This is a genomic window from Sanguibacter inulinus (assembly GCF_013415325.1).
GTDB classification, from domain to species: Bacteria; Actinomycetota; Actinomycetes; order Actinomycetales; family Cellulomonadaceae; genus Sanguibacter; species Sanguibacter inulinus.
Genome location: NZ_JACBYE010000045.1, coordinates 19,629 through 36,614, shown reverse-complemented (window position 1 = coordinate 36,614; position 16,986 = coordinate 19,629). Strand labels below are relative to the sequence as shown.

Here is a 16,986-nt window from a genome sequence, read left to right as displayed (position 1 = left end):
GTCGAGATCAGGGGGGCGGTGGTCATCAGTTGGCTCCTGAGAACTCGCTGCGGCGAGAGATGATCCAGCGGGCGAGCATGTTGACCGCGAGGGTGATGACGAACAGCGCCAGACCCGTCGCGATGAGTGCGTTGACCGACAGGCCCGAGGCCTCCGGGAACTTCGAGGCGATGTTCGCGGCGATCGACTGGTGCTGACCCGGCTTGAGCAGGTGGAAGGAGTACAGGAAACCGGGCGACAGGATCATCAGCACAGCCATCGTCTCGCCGAGCGCGCGGCCCAGACCGAGCATCGAGGCGCTGATGAGCCCGGAGCGGCCGAAGGGCAGGACGGCCATGCGGACCATCTCCCAGCGGGTGGCGCCGAGGGCCAGGGCGGCCTCCTCGTGCAGGCGGGGCGTCTGGAGGAAGACCTCGCGGGCGACCGCGGTGATGATCGGCAAGATCATGACCGCCAGGACCACCGACGCCGTGAGGATGTTCTTGGCGGGCGGCTGGTAGCCGGCGAAGAGCGGGATGAAGCCGAGGAAGTCCGTCATCCAGCGGAACACCGGGTCCAGCACGGGCGCGAGCCACAGCGCACCCCACAGGCCGTAGACGACCGAGGGGATCGCGGCGAGCAGGTCGATCACGTAGCCGAGCCCCTGCGCCAGGCGGCGAGGGGCGTAGTGCGAGATGAACAGCGCGATGCCGAGGGCGAGCGGGACGGCGATACCGAGGGCGAGCACCGAGGCCAGGAGCGTGCCGAAGATCAGCGGCCCCGTGTACCCGAGGATCGAGTCGGAGTTGAACCACGAGATCTTCTGGAGCTCTTCGGGCGAGGCGGTGAGGGCCGGCCAGGCGCGGATCACCAGGAACGCGGCGACGGCCGCGAGGGTCACCAAGATGGTGACGCCTGCCGCTGTCGACAGGAACTGGAACAGCCGACCTGCGAACCCACCCTTGTTCTGCTTCACGGCGGGCTCTTCCTCAGGGGACTTCTTGGTCGGTGCGGGGCTCAGAACGGCCACGGGATCTCCGTCAGCTGGTGGGGCCGTGGGCCCCGGTGGTCGGTGCAGGGTGTCGCTGGTTCGTGCCGGCCCCGTCTGGGGCCCTGTGCGCTCAGACCTCCTGAGCGCACCGTGGCCGCGTCCGGTTCGCACCGGACGCGGCCTGTGGGTCAGCGCTGGTCAGCCGGCGACGGTGATCGCGTCGACTGCTGCCAGGACCTCTTCGCGGAGGGTGTCCGAGATCGGGGCCGAGCCCGCGACGCTCGGGTCAGCGGCGACGGCCTGACCCTCTTCGCTCGCGATGTAGTTGAAGAAGGCACGCACGTTCGCGGCGTCCGACTCGTTGTCGTACTGCGAGCAGGCGACCGAGTACGAGATGAGGACGAGCGGGTAGGCGCCGGCCTCGGTGGTGGTGCGGTCGAGCTCGACGACCAGACGGTTGTCGGTCGCGTCCTCGGCACGCGGCGAGGCGTCGACGACCTTGGCCGCAGCCTCGGGCGAGAACGGCACGTACTCTTCGCCGACCTTGAGGGCGACGGTCCCGAGGTCTCCGGCCTGCGAGGCGTCGGCGTAGCCGATCGCACCCTCGGCACCGGTGACGGTGTCGATGAGGCCCGAGGTCTTGGAGCCGGACTGCGTGCCCGAGATGGGCCAGTCGCCGCTCGGCTCGTAGGTCCAGGCACCCTCGGACGCCGCCGAGAGGTACTCGGTGAAGTTCTCGGTCGTGCCCGACTCGTCGTTGCGGTTGACCGGGATGATCGGCGTGGCCGGGAGCTCGACGCCCTCGTTCTCCGCGGCGATCGCGGGGTCGTCCCACGAGGTGATGGTGCCGTTGAAGATGTTCGCGATGGTCTTGGCGGACATCTGGATGTTGTCGGTGTCGACGCCCGGGAGGTTGTAGACGACCGCGATGGGGCTGATGTACAGCGGGAGCTCGATGGCCTCGCCGCCGAAGCAGCGCTCCTGCGCGGAGGTGACCTCTTCGGGCTTGAGAGCGGCGTCCGAGCCGGCGAAGAGCACGCCGCCGGAGAGGAACTGCTCGCGGCCACCGCCCGAGCCGACGGCGTCGTAGCTGACAGCCACGTCCGGGGCGGTCTGCGTGAAGGTGGCCATCCAGCCACCCATGGCCTTCTCCTGCGAGCTCGCGCCCGCTCCGGCGAGGTTGCCGGAGAGGTCCGTCGCGGCGTCGGAGGAGGCACCGTCACCGGCGGAGCCGGTCGCGGCGGGCGTCGTGGCGTCGGCGCCGCAGGCGGCGAGGGTCGCGGCGAGCGCCCCGGCCAGCACGACGGCGGCGAGGTTGCGGTTGTTCACACGCTTCACTGTCTTACCCATCCTCAAAGTCTGTGGTCTGCAGTCTGTTCTGCTGACGAGACAGACGCTAAGGACCGAGGATGACGCGAGGAGGGTGCCCGGGTGAACGGGAGGTGAACAGTGCGACCACACTCGCCCCGTCTGCGACGCGTCGCAGCGGTCAGTCGTCGACGAGCTTGTAACCCAGGCCGCGGACGGTCTGGAGGAGCTCGGGCGAGGCCGGGTCGACCTCGATCTTCGCGCGCAGACGCTTGACGTGCACGTCGAGGGTCTTGGTGTCCCCCACGTAGTCCGAACCCCACACCCTGTCGATGAGCTGACCCCGGGTGAGCACCCGCCCCGCGTTGCGCAGCAAGAACTCGAGGAGGTCGAACTCCTTGAGCGGGAGGGAGACGAGCTCACCGCGCACGGTGACGACGTGGCGGTCGACGTCCATCTGGACCGGCCCAGCACCGAAGAGCTCCGGGGAGTCCTCGTCCTCGACGGTCGAGGCAGGCTGCCTGCGGCGCAGGACCGCGCGCACCCGGGCGAGGAGCTCCCGGAAGGAGTACGGCTTGGTCACGTAGTCGTCGGCCCCGAGCTCGAGTCCCACGACCTTGTCGATCTCGCCGTCCTTGGCGGTCAGCATGATCACCGGGACGTCGCCGCGCTGACGCAGCTCGCGGCACACCTCGGTGCCCGAGAGCCCGGGCAGCATGAGATCGAGCAGCACGAGGTCCGCGCCGCCGTCGTCGTAGGCGGCGAGAGCCGCTGTGCCGTCGGCGACCGCGACGACGTCGTAGCCCTCGCGGGTCAGCTGGTACGTGAGCGGCTCGCGGTAGGACTCTTCGTCCTCGACCACCAGGATGCGGGTCACGCATCCACCTCCTTGTCCGGGGTGCCGGCGTCGCCGGCCGTCGACGTCTCGGCAGTCGCCGGGACGTGTGCCGCGGGGATCCGCAGCGTGAAGGTCGAGCCCCGGCCCGGTTCGGACCAGATGCTCACGTCTCCGCCGTGGTCGGCGGCGACGTGCTTGACGATGCTCAGGCCGAGGCCTGTGCCGCCGGTGTCGCGGGAGCGTGCGGGGTCGACCCTGTAGAAGCGCTCGAAGACCCGGCTCTGCTCAGCCTCGGAGATGCCGATCCCCTGGTCGACGACGGCGATCTCGACGAGCCCGTCGTGGGACGAGACGCCGATGCCGACGCGCGTCCCCGCGTCCGAGTAGGCCACGGCGTTGTCGAGGAGGTTGCGGACCGCGGTGACGAGCAGCGCGTGGTCCCCGTAGACGGTCAGACCGGTGTCCTCGCCGACGGTGAGGGTGACCTCCTTGGCCTGCGCGACCACCCGGGACCTGTCGGCCGACTCGCGGACGACGTCGTCGACGCAGATCACCCCGACCTCCTGGAGCGCACCGGCGACCTGCAGCCTGGACAGCTCGATGATCTCGTGGACGAGCGCGCCGAGGCGCATCGACTCCTTCTGCATGCGCCCTGCGAAGTGGCGGACGGCGTCGGGGTCGTCTGCCGCGTCCTGCATGGTCTCGGCGAGGAGCGCGATCGCGCCGACAGGGGTCTTGAGCTCGTGCGAGACGTTGACCGTGAAGTCCCGGCGGATCGCCTCGATCCGGCGCGCCTCGGTGCGGTCCTCCGCGAGGACGACGACGTGGTTGCTGTCGAGGTTGGCCACACGGACCTGGAGCATGACGCGTCCTCGGCCGATCGGGCCGCGCGGCAGCTCGAGCTCGTCGTCGGCGATCACCCCGTCCCGACGGACCGAGGCGATCATGTCGCGGATCGCGGCGTGCACGATCGCGTCGTCCCGGACGACCCCGAGCGCGTAGGCCGGGGCGCTCGCCCGGACGACCCTGTCGTCGGGGCCGAGCACGATCGCGGCAGAGCGCAGCACGGCGAGCACCCGGACCACCCCGGCGTCCAGCTCACCCGGCTCTTGCTCCGGCACTGTGCGCTGCTGGTGCTCGCTGAAGCGGAACGCGAGCGCAGCGATCAGCCCGGTCAGCAGACCGAGCAGCCCTACGACGACGACCTCGTACCCATCCACGTGCTCAGGGTACGGTCAGGTCGCGGGGTTCTCGGTGCGCCGCGTCGGCACGGAGGGCTAGATCCTGCGGTTCGCGAGCCGGCGCGTCACGCAGTGTTCATCTTGCGGCTCCGGCGCGTTCACCCGTCGGACCCCGCGGCCACACCTGGGCTTGGGACCGTGGTCCATCACACCACGAGAGGGACGACATGCGTGAGATCTTCGAAGCCGAGCTCCAGCAGATCGGTGACGACCTGGCCGACATGAGCCGGCTGGTCGAGTCAGCGATCAGCAGGGCTGGGGTCGCGCTCCTCACGGCCGACCTGCAGCTGGCGCAGTCGGTCATCGCCGACGACCGCCGGATCGACCAGCTCGAGCGAGACCTGGACGAGCGCTGCGTGCTGCTCCTCGCCCAGCAGCAGCCCGTCGCGACCGACCTGCGGGTCGTCGTGTCCGCGCTGCGCATGAGCGCGTCGCTCGAGCGGATGGGCGACCTCGCTCGGCACATCGCCCAGGTGGCCCGCGGACGCTTCCCGCAGCACGCGATGTCGCCGCTGGTCGAGGGCACCTTCGCAGCGATGCAGGACGCCGCGACCCGCGTCGCCCGCCGCACCACGACGCTGCTCACCACGCGCGACCTCGAGGTCGCGAGCAACATCCAGCGTGACGACGATCTGCTCGACCAGCTGCACCAGGACACGTTCCAGTCGCTGTTCTCGGACTCGTGGGACGGCACCACGCAGGAGACCGTCGACGTCACGCTCGTCGGCCGCTACTACGAGCGCTTCGGCGACCACGGTGTGTCGGTCGCGCGCCGCGTGGTGTACCTCGTCACCGGTGACTTCGCCGAAGAGCGCGGACGCCCGGCCACGGCGTCCTGACCCGCGCGCTCGGGTCGAGCTGCGCTCATCCGGCAGCGCTCACCGAGGTGAGCTGACCGAGGTGAGCTGACCGAGCTGCACTGATCGAGCTGTGCTGATCGACCGGCGCGCTGACGGACACGACCCGGCGCGGTCGTCGACGCAGACAGGTGTGGGCGCCTTCCCGCGGGGAAGGCGCCCACACCTGTCTGTGCGTCCGGGGCCGGTCCGTGGACCGGCCCCGGAGGGCGTGCTCGAGGGTCAGCGACCCTGGTTGGCGACCGCGGCGACAGCAGCGGCTGCGGCGTCGGGGTCGAGGTACGTGCCGCCCTTGACGGTCGGCACGAAGTTCTCGTCGAGCTCGTAGACGAGCGGGATGCCAGTCGGGATGTTGAGGCCGGCGATGTCCTCGTCCGAGATGCCGTCGAGGTGCTTGACGATCGCGCGGAGCGAGTTGCCGTGCGCGGCGACCAGGACGGTCTTGCCGGCGCGGAGGTCGCTCACGACCTCGCCGTCCCAGTACGGGAGGGCGCGCTCGAGGACGTCCTTGAGGCACTCGGTCGCGACGACGGGGGCGTCGGCGTAGCGGGGGTCGGTGTCCTGCGAGAACTCGGAGCCGAGCTCGATCGCGGGCGGCGGGACGTCGAAGGAACGGCGCCACAGCATGAACTGCTCTTCGCCGAACTCGGCGAGCGTCTGCTTCTTGTCCTTGCCCTGGAGCGCACCGTAGTGGCGCTCGTTGAGGCGCCAGCTGCGCTTGACCGGGATCCAGTGGCGGTCGGCCGCGTCGAGCGCGAGGTTCGCGGTCGTGATCGCGCGGCGCAGCAGGGAGGTGTGCACGACGTCGGGGAGGATCCCGGCGTCGGTGAGCATCTTGCCGCCGCGCTTGGCCTCGGCGACGCCCTTCTCGGACAGGTTCACGTCCACCCAGCCGGTGAACAGGTTCTTCGCGTTCCACTCGCTCTCGCCGTGGCGGAGCAGCACAAGGGTGTATGTCATGAGTCCATCCTGCCGCATCTCGGCGACAGGTGCTCGGGCCCTTCGGCCCGTGGACGTCAGGCCCTGCGCGACTGCTCGTACACCTTGATGGTCTGCTCGGCGGTCGTCTCCCAGCTGAAGCCTGCGGCCACCTCGACCGCTCCGCGCGAGAGCGCGGCGAGCCGCTCCGGGTCCCGCAGGAGGTCGCGCAGGACCGCTGCCCACAGGTGCGGGTCGTGGTCGGGCACGAGCACACCGGACCGGCCGTCCTGGACAGCAGTCCGCAGCCCGCCCACGTCTGCGGCGACGACAGGGGTCCCGCAGGCCTGGGCCTCCACGGCGACCAGCCCGAAGGACTCGCTGCGCGAGGGCACGGCGACGAGGTCGGCGCACCGGAACCAGCGGGCCAGCTCGGACCTGGAGACAGCAGGGTGGAACAGCACGTCGTCGGTCACACCCACCTGGTGGGCGAGCGCCTCGAGCTCGCGCAGAGCCGTCGGCCGGCCGCTCGCTCCCCCGAGGACGACGAGCAGAGGCAGGTCTTCGCCGTGGTCGGCCATGACACCGAGGGCCCGGACGAGGACGTCGGGCGCCTTGAGCAGCTGGACCCGACCTGCGAAGACGACGACCTTGCGGTCGAGAGGGAGGCCGAGCGCGGCGCGCTCGGCGGCGGGTGAGGGCCGCGCCCCGTCGCTCCCCGCAGGGACGTGCGGGCTGAAGGTCTCGAGGTCGACCCCCGGGCTGACCACGTGCACCCGGGTCGGGTCGGCCGCGTAGTGCGAGACGAGGTCTTCGGCCTCTGCCGCCGTGTTGGCCACGAGGGCGTCGGCGACCTCGACGACCTGCTCCTCGCCGATCACGCGCCCCGAGGGCTCGGGCTGGTCGCCCGGGGCGAGGGCCCCGTTCTTCACGAGGGCCATCGTGTGCATCGAGTGCACGAGAGGGACGTTCCAGCGGTCGGCCGCGAGCATCCCTGCCTGGCCGGACAACCAGTAGTGCGAGTGGACGACGTCGTACCAGCCCTCGGTGCGCGCCGCCTCGGTCCGCAGGACACCCGCGGAGAAGTAGCAGAGCTGCCCGGGGAGGTCGTTCTTGTCGAGACCTTCGAAGGGCCCGGCCGTGATGTGCCTGACGAGGATCCCCTCGCCCACCTCGACGACGGCAGGCTGCGCAGACGACGTGCGCCGCGTGAAGATCTCGACCTCGGCGCCGCTCGCGGCGAGCGCACGGGACAGCTCGGTGACGTAGACGTTCATGCCACCGGCGTCGCCCGTGCCAGGCTGCTCGAGCGGGGAGGTGTGCACAGAGAGCATCGCCACCCGGAGGGTGTCGCCGCTCATGTGCACCTGCGTTCTGCCATCCCACCAGTCTGCCATCGCGCGGGCCGCTCCGCCGCGCCGCTCGCGCGAGCGCGCGAGGCCTAAGGTCCCACCTGATCTGACACCCTGTCCGGGACGATGGAGGCATGGAGAACCAGGCACAGACCTACCCCGCTGCTGACGCCTCTGTGGCCCCTGACACCTCGGGCACCCTGGACCCGTTGGCCGCCTTGCGCCTCATGCTCGACGAGACCCCGGCAGACGCCGTCCCCGTGGTCCCGCTCGACGCGGAGGCCTGCGACGCGATCACCGACGACACCCTCGTGTGCTCGTGCAACAACGTCAGCGCTGGCGAGATCCGTGGTGTCGTCTGCTCCGGCGTGTGCTCCAGCCTCGACGACGTCCAGGTGCTCACCCGTGCCGGCGGAGGTTGCGGCTCGTGCCTCCCCACGGTGGCCGGCCTCGTCGAGGTCACCCTCAGCCGCCGCGGCGGCTGCTGACGCTCCGCGGCGGCTGCTGAGTCCTTCTCTGCGGATCTCTGCCTGCGCGAGCGACGGCGCGAGCAGCTCTGAGCATCGGCGCGAGCACCGGCTCCCACAACCTCGGATGCCGGCGCGGGTGCCAGTGCCAGTGCCAGTGCTGGAGCCGACCAGAAGACCAGGTGACACGCAGCTCAGCGAGCGCGTGGTACCTGGTCTTCTGCTGCTCTAGCCGGGCCTCACGCCGTCGAGCAGCGCGCGCACCTGCTCCGGGGTCTGGGCCAGGCGCAGCTGTTCCACCTGCTCGGGGTCCACGAAGATCTTGGCCAGCCTCGACAGCACCCTGAGGTGGTCGTCCCCCGTCCCGGCGACAGCGACGACGAACTCGGCACGTCTTTCGCCGTCCCACGCCACGGTGGAGGGGTACCTCACGTAGGAGATCGCCGTGCGGAGCACAAGTCTCTTCGCCTCGTCTGTCCCGTGCGGGATCGCGAGGCCGTTGCCCATGTAGGTCGACACAGAGCGCTCCCGGTCGTGCATCGCGAGCACGTAGGCGTCTGGCACAGCACCTTCGGCGACCAGCAGCTGTCCTGCTTCCTCGATCGCCGCGTCCCGGGTGGCCGCCCGGCCCTCCAGGACGATCGAGTCGAGGGCGAGCACGGCCGGGGCGGAGACCCTGGAGGTGTCGTCGGCCTGTCGGTTCCCGTCACGTCCGGCGCTCGGACCGGCCTCGTCGGTGGTCCCGGTCGACGGTGCCGGGGCGGGCGCGGGCGCCGGCGCCGGGGAGCCTGCACCGGCCGCCCCCTGCCGGAGCATCTGGACGACGTCGTCGTACCGCGGGCTCGCCATGAAGCTGTCCACGGACACGTGGATCGCGCTCGGGGTGCGCTGCATCGCGCGCTCGGTGAGGTCTTGGTGCGTGACGACCAGGTCGACGGTGTCGGTGAGGCTCGAGATCGCCTTGTTGACGACCGTGACCGAGTCGAAGCCCGCCTCCCGGACCTTCTTGCGCAGCACCGAGGCACCCATCGCCGAAGACCCCATCCCGGCATCGCAGGCGAAGACGATGCTCCGGATCTGACCGGTGCCCGTAGTCGTGGCCGGGGCACGTCCGAGCACAGCAGAGGCGACTGACGAGCGGCCCTTCCTCGACTCCATGTCTGCGGTGGCGGCAGCGAGGTCGTCAGAACCTGACCTGTCGAGCTTGAGCAGCACCGCCGCCACGGCGAAGGTCACACCCGTTGCGGCGACCACGGACGCGATGACCCCGACCAGGCTGCCCACGGGTGACTGGATGAGCACCGCGATGATCGAGCCTGGGGCAGCCGGGGCGCGCAAGCCTGAGCCGAAGACCAGGTTGGTGGCGACGCCTGCCATGCCGCCGGCGACGACAGCCAGGATGAGCCTCGGCTTCATGAGGACGTACGGGAAGTAGATCTCGTGGATCCCCCCGACGAAGGAGATGATCGCGGCGCCGGGCGCGGAGGCGCGCGCGACACCAGAGCCGAAGACCGCGAAGGCGAGGAGCAGCCCCAGCCCCGGTCCCGGGTTCGCCTCGATGAGGAACAGGATCGACTCACCGTCGCGGGTCGCCTCAGCCGTGCCGAGCGGGGTGAAGACCCCGTGGTTGATCGCGTTGTTGAGGAACAGCACCTTGGCCGGCTCGACGAAGACCGAGGTGAGCGGCAGGAGGCTGTTCTCGACCAGGAAGTCGACGACCTTCTCGGCAGCCGTGGAGAAGGCCTCGACGAACGGTCCTGCGACCACGTAGCCGACGATGGCGAGCACCATGCCCCAGATGCCTGCGGCGAAGTTGTTGACGAGCATCTCGAAACCGGGCCGGATCTTGTCCTGCCAGAGCAGGTCGAGGCGCTTCATCGTCCAGCCGCCGAGCGGCCCCATGACCATCGCACCGAGGAACATCGGTACGTCGGCGCCGGTGACCGCACCGATCGTCGCGATGGCTCCGACGACGCCGCCGCGGACCGTGTCGTCGTAGACCATCCGGCCACCCGCGTAGCCGATGAGGATCGGCAGCAGATAGCTGATCATCGGTCCGACGATCCCTGTGCCCTCCGCCCCTGCTCCCCACCCGCCGATGTGCTCGACGAGGCCGTAGCTGCCGTCGTAGCCGAGGGCGTCACCGACGAGCGTCACCCACCCTGTCTCGATGAAGAGGGCGGTGATGAGTCCCCAGGCGATGAAGGCACCGATGTTGGGCAGCACCATCGTCGAGAGCGCGGTCCCGAGCTTCTGCACGGTGACCCTCACTCCTCCCCTGGCCGGGCGCAGGTCGAGGTCTTCGGGCATATCTCCTCCTTGAGACGGGTGGCCGCCGCACGTGGCTGCCTGGGCAGCGACAACGGTCGAGCACGACTCCCCACAGTAAAGCCGACAAACGGTACCGATGCCAACTACCTCGGAGGTCGTACATGTCCGATCTTGTGGTTATGATGCAGAAGTCGACCTTCGGAGGTCGGCACCCACCCGCCACGAGGAGGACCGATGAAGGCTCTACGTTTCTATGCGCCCGAAGATGTACGCCTGGAGGAGCGGCCCGAGCCTGAGTGCGGACCGGACGAGGTCAAGATCCGGGTCCGCAGCTGCTCGACCTGCGGCACGGACGTCAAGATCTTCCACAACGGCCACCAGAACCTCACCCCTCCCCGCACGATCGGCCACGAGATCGCCGGCGAGGTCGTCGAGGTCGGTTCAGCGGTCGAGGCGACCTTCGACCAGCACTGGGAGATCGGTGACCGCGTCCAGGTCATCGCCGCCGTGCCGTGCGGGGACTGCTACGAGTGCCGCAAGGGATGGATGGCGGTCTGCGAGAACCAGACCTCGATGGGCTACCAGTACGAGGGCGGGTTCGCCGAGTACATGGTCGTCCCCCGCCAGGTCCTCAAGGTCGACGGCCTCAACCGCGTGCCCGACGGCGTCACCCTCGACGAGGCCTCGGCTGCGGAGCCGCTCGCCTGCGCGATCAACGCCCAGGAGCAGCTCGGCATCGAGAAGGGTGACGTCGTGGTCGTCTTCGGTGCCGGCCCGATCGGGTGCATGCACATCCGCGTGGCGCGCGGCGTCCACGGCTGCGGACCCGTGTACCTCGTCGACGTCAACGCCGACAGGCTCGCGATGTCTGCGGCCTTCGCACGCCCGGACGAGGTCATCGACGGGTCAGAGGTCGACGTCGTCGCACGAGTCATGGAGCTGACCGGTGGCCGTGGAGCCGATGTCGTCATCACCGCGACGGCCGCGAAGGTCGCCCAGGAGCAGGCCATCGCGATGGCCGCGCGCAACGGTCGCATCTCGTTCTTCGGAGGACTCCCGAAGACCGACCCTGTGATCGGCTGCGACTCGAACGTCGTCCACTACCGCCAGCTGCACATCCACGGGGCGAACGGTTCTGCGCCCGAGCACAACAAGCGGGCGCTCGAGTACATCTCGACAGGGCAGGTACCTGTCGCCGATCTCATCACCCACCGCATCCCCCTCGAGGACGCACTCAGCGCCCTCGACCTGGTGCGCAGCGGCACGGCGATCAAGGTGACAGTCAACCCCTGAGCCCGGTCGACGGCATCGCCCGCCAGGCAGACGAGAAGACTCACCGAGGAGGACCTGTGTACGCAGAAGAACGCCAGCAGGCTATCGCCGATCTCGTGAGGTCGTCTGGACGGGCATCCGTCGCCGAGCTGGCCCTCGAGTTCGCCGTCACGACAGAGACGGTCCGGCGCGACCTCAGCGCTCTTGCTGCGGCACGGGTCGTACGTCGTGTCCACGGAGGTGCGGTCCTCACGCCCGTCCCGACGGTCGTGGAGAGCGGGCTGGACGAGCGAGACCTGACACGTGCGGGCGAGAAGGAACGCATCGCCCGAGCGGCGACGCACCTGCTCCCGGACTCCGGCGGGAGCGTCGTCCTCGATGCGGGCAGCACCACCAGCAGGCTCGCGGCCCTCCTGACCCGCGACGCGCGACTCACCGTGTTCACCCACGGGGTCCCCGTCGCGTCGCGGGTCGCTGTCCTGCCGCACGTGCAGCTCCACCTCCTGCCCGGCAGGGTGCGGACCCCTACCCAGGCTGCTGTCGGCGCCGAGACCGTGCGATCGATCGGACGGCTCAGGGTCGACGTCGCGTTCCTCGGCGCGAACGGCATCAGCGTCGACCACGGCTTCTCGACCCCTGACGCCGACGAGGCAGCGGTCAAGGCCGCTCTGGTCCGCGCCGCGAGGCACGTGGTGGTGCTCGCCGACTCGACCAAGCTCGGCCGGGACGCGACGGTCAGCTTCGCCGACCTGGCCCAGGTTGACACCCTCGTCACCGACGCAGACGCGCCGGACGGGCTCGTCGGCGCACTGCGCGCGCACGGCGTCGCGGTCATCCTCACCTGAGCAGCGTGAGCGAGCACGCGGGGCGGACGATGCGGGGCGCGGCACGCGGGGGTCGGGGCCGGTAGGACACCAGGCCAGTGGCGTGCGGGACGGGTCCAGCCACCCGCACGCGTGAGGCCGACAGACGGTCAGGCGACCGTCAGACCGTCAGACCGTCAGACCGTCAGACCGTCATGATGCAGGCCGGTGCTGGCAGCGGCACGGACGACACGAGGTCGGCGATCCCCGTCTCCCGGTCGACCCTGAGCGCTGTCACGTCACCCGAGGTCTGCCCGGCGACTACGACGAGGTCGGAGACAGGGCCACCGTCCGGCTCCTCACCTTCGACCCGAGCAGCGGACGAGGTGAGGACGGCGTGGTGACGAGGCCAGACCACACCGGAGGGCGAGTCTGCCAGGTGACGCACGACAGGGACCTCGCCGTCGCCGGCCTCGACCGCGAAGGCTGCCAGGACGTCAGGACCGCGGACCGCCACGTAGAGCCGGGTACCGTCCTGCGAGAGAGCGATGTGCGAGGGGAAGCTGCCCTTCTCGGTCGCGGGGGTCGAGCAGGCGGGGAGGCTGGCGACCAGGACGCCGCTCCCGTCTGATGCCGTGCGCACCACGTGCACCTGGGAGTCCAGCTCACCGACGACGAAGGCGGTGCCGTCGGCCCCCAGCGCAATGTGACGGGGGCCGGTGCCGGGCGGGAAGGTCACGGCCACCCCGTCGGCGACCAGGACCCCCGGTGTCGACGTCCTGCGGTAGCGGCGGATCTCGTCGGTCCCGAGGTCGCTCACCCACACGAACCGCTCCGACACCTCGAGGACGAAGTGCGCGTGGGGTGACCTCTGCCGGTCACGGACCGGCCCGGAACCTGTGTGGGCGAAGGTCGCCACAGATCCACCGAGGCGCCCGTCGGCGGAGGTGGGCAGGACCGCGAGGCTCCCCGTGCTGTAGTTCGCGACGAGGACGTCACCTCGACCGACGACCAGATGACAGGGGTCTTCTCCGCCCGTCGAGGCGTCGGAGGTGGCGACCAGCTCGTCTCCGTCGACAGCGAAGGTCCGCACGCGCCCATGGGCGGTCTCGGACACCGCGACGACGACGTCACGGTCCGGGCTCAGGGCGAGGAACGACGGTGACACGGCCTCGACCAGCTGCCGAGCTCCGGAGAGCTCCCCGGAACCGAGATCGAGGTCGAGCGACCAGATCCCTTCACCCGACCCTGGCTCTCCCGAGGCTGGATATGTTCCGACGAGAAGTCGCTGCTGGGGTGCGGAGTCCGTGGTCACGCCCTCAGCCTAGATGCCGCACCGCTCCCGGAGATGCCAGAAGGGTGGTGGACCTGAGGTCCACCGCCCTTCTGGCCGGCGCTGCGAGATCGTTCCTCGCACCGCCGAGCGACGCTGGCCGACCGCGCCGTGAGGCGTCAGCGGCATACGCCGAAGAACGTCAGTGAGCTGCTTCGTAGGCAGCCTTGATCTCGGCCGAGATACGGCCTCGCTCGTTCACGGTGTGCCCGTTGGCACGAGCCCACTCGCGGATGTCGTTCGCGGACGTGCCACCCGAGGAAGAACGGGTAGAACGCTTTGCCGGACGAGCAGCGGAACGCCCGACCTTGCGTGCGTGACCGACCCAGCTCGCCAGCGAGTCACGGAATGCCGACGCGTTGTCGGTCGAGAGGTCGATCTCGTAGGAGACGCCGTCGAGGGAGAACGTCACCGTCTCGTCGGCTGTTCCGCCGTCGAGGTCGTCGACCAGAATTACCTGGACCTTCTGTGCCATCTGAGATACCTCACGCTTCTGTTTCACTGCAGGGGACTTCATGCTCGCATCATTTCTGATTGCACGTCAACTGGAGAACAGATATCCGGAGGATTTACGGGGTGACGCCAGGCTCTTTGGACGCCGTGACAGCGGCCTCGCGCGCATCTTCTTCGGCGTCGAGCCGTGCGAGATTCGCCCGCTCGTTCCTGTCGGCGCGAATGATGAATCGCATCGCGAAGTAGAACAGGACGCCCACCCCGATCGAGGGGACGAGGGCGGCGACAGAAGTCCAGAAGGTGCTCACAGGACCAGCCTACGACGGTGCTGCACGGTTCGGGTCACCCTCGTCAGCGCTGCGGCTTGACCAGCGGGAACAGGATCGTCTCGCGGATCCCGAGCCCTGTGAGCGCCATGAGCAGACGGTCGACGCCCATCCCCATGCCACCGCTCGGGGGCATCGCGTACTCCATCGCGGTGAGGAAGTCCTCGTCGAGGACCATGGCCTCGTCGTCACCGGCAGCCGCCAGGAGAGCCTGAGCCTCGAACCGCTCGCGCTGGATCACCGGGTCGACAAGCTCAGAATAGGCCGTCGCGAGCTCGAAGCCGCGGACGTAGAGGTCCCACTTCTCGACCTGGCCGGGAACCGTCCTGTGGTCGCGGGTGAGGGGCGAGGTCTCGACGGGGAAGTCACGGACGAAGGTCGGTGCGTAGAGAGAATCACCCACGTGGTGCTCCCAGAGCTCTTCGACGAGCTTTCCGTGGCTCACACGCTTGGGGTCGAGCGAGATCTCGGCTGCGTCAGCAAGTGCGGTCAGCCTCTCGACGGAGGTCTGCGGGGTGATCTCCTCACCGACAGCCTCGGACAGAGAGCCGTACATCGTGAGCTCGGTCCAGTCACCGCCGAGCTCGTACTCTTCACCCGAGGCGAGCGTCACGAGAGTGGTCCCGAACATGTCGAGAGCCGCCTTCTGCACGAGATTCTTGGTGAGCACGGCCATCGTGTTGTAGTCGCCGTAGGCCTCGTACGCCTCGAGCATCGCGAACTCTGGAGAGTGGGTCGAGTCGGCCCCCTCGTTGCGGAAGTTCCGGTTGATCTCGAAGACGCGCTCGATACCGCCCACGACGGCCCGCTTGAGGAACAGCTCGGGCGCGATCCGCAAGAACAGGTCGATGTCGAAAGCATTCATGTGGGTCGTGAACGGGCGCGCAGCGGCGCCGCCGTGGATCGTCTGGAGCATCGGGGTCTCGATCTCCATGAATCCGCGCTCGTGGAAGTTCTCGCGCAGCGAGCGGACCACTCCCGAGCGCAGGCGGGCCGCGTCACGGGCAGCCGGGCGCGCGATGAGGTCGACGTAGCGCTGGCGGACGCGGGCCTCCTCGGAGAGGTCCTTGTGCAGGACCGGGAGCGGGCGGAGCGCCTTGGCGGCGATCTGCCACGAGTCGGCGAAGATGCTCAGCTCACCGCGGCGCGAGCTGCCGACCCGGCCGTGCGCGAACAAGTGGTCGCCGAGGTCGACGTCAGACTTGAAGGCGGCGAGGGACTCTTCGCCGACGGCTGCCAGGCTCAGCATGATCTGGAGACGGTTGCCCTCGCCGTCCTGCAGCGATACGAAGCAGAGCTTGCCGGAGTTGCGCAGGAACACGACACGACCGGCGACACCCACGACGTCGTCGGTCTCCTCCCCGGTCTCCAGGTGCGCGTACGCAGCGCGGACCTGAGCGATCGTGTGGGTGCGGGGCACCTCGACGGGGTAAGCCTCGACGCCCCGCTCGAGCAGTCTGTCGCGCTTCTCGCGACGCACCCGCAGCTGCTCGGGGAGGTCAGACTCCCCGGTCGTCACGGTCGGGTCTGCGGGCGCGGGAGTCTGCTCAGAAGTCACCCCGCCATCCTAGTGGAGCCGCGCGACCCGCAGACCGCCGCGGAGGTCTCGCGGTGCGGGCACGTCGGAGACCCTGGTCACCCGGCGGTTCTCGACGGGATGGTCAGCGCGCGACGAGGTCGAGCGCGAGGTCGAGGATCGGCGCCGAGTGCGTGAGCCCGCCGACAGACATGTAGTCGACACCCGTGCGGGCGACCTCGGCCGCGCGGTCGAGCGTCAGGTTGCCTGTCGCCTCGAGCTCGATCCGGCCTGTCGTCGCCTCACCCGCCCGGACCGCTGCGACAGTCGCCGCGAGGACGTCGGTGGGCATGTTGTCGAGCAGCAAGAAGGTCGCGCCCGCGGCGACAGCCTCGAGGGCCTGGTCGAGGGTGTCCGCCTCGACCTGGACGAGGACGTCGGGGAAGGCTGCGCGGACCGCCGCGACCGCCGCGGTCACCGAGCCTGCGGCGACGACGTGGTTGTCCTTGACCATCGCGACGTCGTACAGCCCCATGCGCTTGTTGGTCCCACCACCGGCCCGGACCGCGTACTTCTCGAGCGCGCGCAGGCCCGGGGTCGTCTTGCGGGTGTCGAGGACCGTCGCACCGGTCCCGTCGAGCCTGTCGGCCCACGCCCGGGTCGCGGTCGCGACACCCGAGGCGCGGCTCGCGAGGTTGAGCAGCGACCGCTCGGCCATCAGCAGGACCTGGACCGGGCCTGTCAGCACAGCGAGCCTGCGCCCTGCCTCGACCCGCGTCCCGTCCTGGACGTCGAGCTCGACGGTGACCTGCCCGAGGCCGAAGCGTGCCGAGACCTGGGCGACGACCTCGTGCACGACGACGAGCCCGGCGACCACACCGGCCTGGCGGGCGACGAGGTGGGCGACAGCACCCGAGGACACCGCGATGGTCGCCTGGCTCGTCACGTCGCGGCCGGGGTCTCCCCCGAGGTCTTCGCTGAGGGTCCGTCGGACGACGTCGACGACCCACGCGTGGTCGAGGCCGGGGACCACCGCAGGTTGCACAGCAGCTGCGGTGGTG

Annotated in this window: 16 protein-coding genes; 4 read left to right on the top strand and 12 right to left on the bottom strand. The window is 69.7% G+C overall.

All coding sequences use genetic code 11. The features are described from left to right. Positions 1–25: 25 nt before the first annotated feature. From pstC to HZZ10_RS15085, 4 genes are all read right to left on the bottom strand, one after another. Positions 26–1,009: a phosphate ABC transporter permease subunit PstC gene (pstC, locus tag HZZ10_RS15100; RefSeq protein WP_056128096.1), complete on the bottom strand. Its 984-nt coding sequence runs from the start codon at positions 1,007–1,009 to the stop codon at positions 26–28. Between the two features lie 159 nt (positions 1,010–1,168). Further along, positions 1,169–2,320 carry a phosphate ABC transporter substrate-binding protein PstS gene (locus HZZ10_RS15095; protein WP_056128094.1) on the bottom strand — a complete coding sequence of 384 codons (1,152 nt, stop codon included), beginning with the start codon at positions 2,318–2,320 and terminating at the stop codon, positions 1,169–1,171. Between the two features lie 139 nt (positions 2,321–2,459). Beyond that, on the bottom strand, positions 2,460–3,155 hold the full coding sequence (locus HZZ10_RS15090; protein ID WP_056128092.1) for a response regulator: 696 nt from the start codon (positions 3,153–3,155) through the stop codon (positions 2,460–2,462). After that, the gene (locus tag HZZ10_RS15085; RefSeq protein WP_056128090.1) at positions 3,152–4,336 is read right to left on the bottom strand and encodes a sensor histidine kinase; all 1,185 of its coding nucleotides are present in this window, start codon (positions 4,334–4,336) and stop codon (positions 3,152–3,154) included. Before HZZ10_RS15085 ends, HZZ10_RS15090 begins: the two co-directional genes overlap by 4 nt. A gap of 188 nt (positions 4,337–4,524) precedes the next feature. On the opposite strand from HZZ10_RS15085, the gene phoU reads away from it, so the two are divergent. Beyond that, complete coding sequence (phoU, locus tag HZZ10_RS15080; RefSeq protein WP_056128088.1) at positions 4,525–5,196, top strand: phosphate signaling complex protein PhoU; 672 nt, start codon at positions 4,525–4,527, stop codon at positions 5,194–5,196. A gap of 240 nt (positions 5,197–5,436) precedes the next feature. Here the strand turns inward: phoU and HZZ10_RS15075 are convergent, their stop codons facing one another. Continuing rightward, positions 5,437–6,174 (bottom strand): phosphoglyceromutase, encoded by a 738-nt coding sequence (locus HZZ10_RS15075; RefSeq protein ID WP_056128076.1) that lies wholly within the window; start codon positions 6,172–6,174, stop codon positions 5,437–5,439. Between the two features lie 56 nt (positions 6,175–6,230). Continuing rightward, positions 6,231–7,493 (bottom strand): D-inositol-3-phosphate glycosyltransferase, encoded by a 1,263-nt coding sequence (mshA, locus tag HZZ10_RS15070; RefSeq protein WP_179914125.1) that lies wholly within the window; start codon positions 7,491–7,493, stop codon positions 6,231–6,233. A 125-nt stretch (positions 7,494–7,618) separates the two neighbouring features. Between mshA and HZZ10_RS15065 the strand changes: the two genes are divergently transcribed. Beyond that, positions 7,619–7,972 carry a (2Fe-2S)-binding protein gene (locus tag HZZ10_RS15065; RefSeq protein ID WP_179914124.1) on the top strand — a complete coding sequence of 118 codons (354 nt, stop codon included), beginning with the start codon at positions 7,619–7,621 and terminating at the stop codon, positions 7,970–7,972. A 207-nt stretch (positions 7,973–8,179) separates the two neighbouring features. Here the strand turns inward: HZZ10_RS15065 and HZZ10_RS15060 are convergent, their stop codons facing one another. Then, positions 8,180–10,261, bottom strand: a complete 2,082-nt coding sequence (locus tag HZZ10_RS15060; protein ID WP_179914123.1) for a PTS mannitol transporter subunit IICBA — start codon at positions 10,259–10,261, stop codon at positions 8,180–8,182. Between the two features lie 195 nt (positions 10,262–10,456). Here HZZ10_RS15060 and HZZ10_RS15055 point away from each other — a divergent pair, with 195 nt between their 5' ends. Continuing rightward, on the top strand, positions 10,457–11,515 hold the full coding sequence (locus HZZ10_RS15055; RefSeq protein WP_179914122.1) for a zinc-dependent dehydrogenase: 1,059 nt from the start codon (positions 10,457–10,459) through the stop codon (positions 11,513–11,515). 56 nt (positions 11,516–11,571) lie between these two features. Then, positions 11,572–12,339 (top strand): DeoR/GlpR family DNA-binding transcription regulator, encoded by a 768-nt coding sequence (locus HZZ10_RS15050; protein ID WP_179914121.1) that lies wholly within the window; start codon positions 11,572–11,574, stop codon positions 12,337–12,339. A gap of 163 nt (positions 12,340–12,502) precedes the next feature. Here the strand turns inward: HZZ10_RS15050 and HZZ10_RS15045 are convergent, their stop codons facing one another. From HZZ10_RS15045 to nadC, 5 genes are all read right to left on the bottom strand, one after another. After that, on the bottom strand, positions 12,503–13,612 hold the full coding sequence (locus HZZ10_RS15045; protein ID WP_179914120.1) for a lactonase family protein: 1,110 nt from the start codon (positions 13,610–13,612) through the stop codon (positions 12,503–12,505). A 160-nt stretch (positions 13,613–13,772) separates the two neighbouring features. Next, positions 13,773–14,105 carry a histone-like nucleoid-structuring protein Lsr2 gene (locus HZZ10_RS15040; RefSeq protein ID WP_056128054.1) on the bottom strand — a complete coding sequence of 111 codons (333 nt, stop codon included), beginning with the start codon at positions 14,103–14,105 and terminating at the stop codon, positions 13,773–13,775. 94 nt (positions 14,106–14,199) lie between these two features. Next, positions 14,200–14,391, bottom strand: coding sequence for a hypothetical protein (locus HZZ10_RS15035; protein WP_056128052.1), 192 nt, complete (start codon positions 14,389–14,391; stop codon positions 14,200–14,202). A 43-nt stretch (positions 14,392–14,434) separates the two neighbouring features. Further along, positions 14,435–15,967, bottom strand: coding sequence for a lysine--tRNA ligase (lysS, locus tag HZZ10_RS15030; RefSeq protein ID WP_179914119.1), 1,533 nt, complete (start codon positions 15,965–15,967; stop codon positions 14,435–14,437). A gap of 103 nt (positions 15,968–16,070) precedes the next feature. After that, positions 16,071–16,970, bottom strand: a complete 900-nt coding sequence (gene nadC / locus HZZ10_RS15025) for a carboxylating nicotinate-nucleotide diphosphorylase (protein WP_373367341.1) — start codon at positions 16,968–16,970, stop codon at positions 16,071–16,073. Positions 16,971–16,986: the final 16 nt, after the last annotated feature.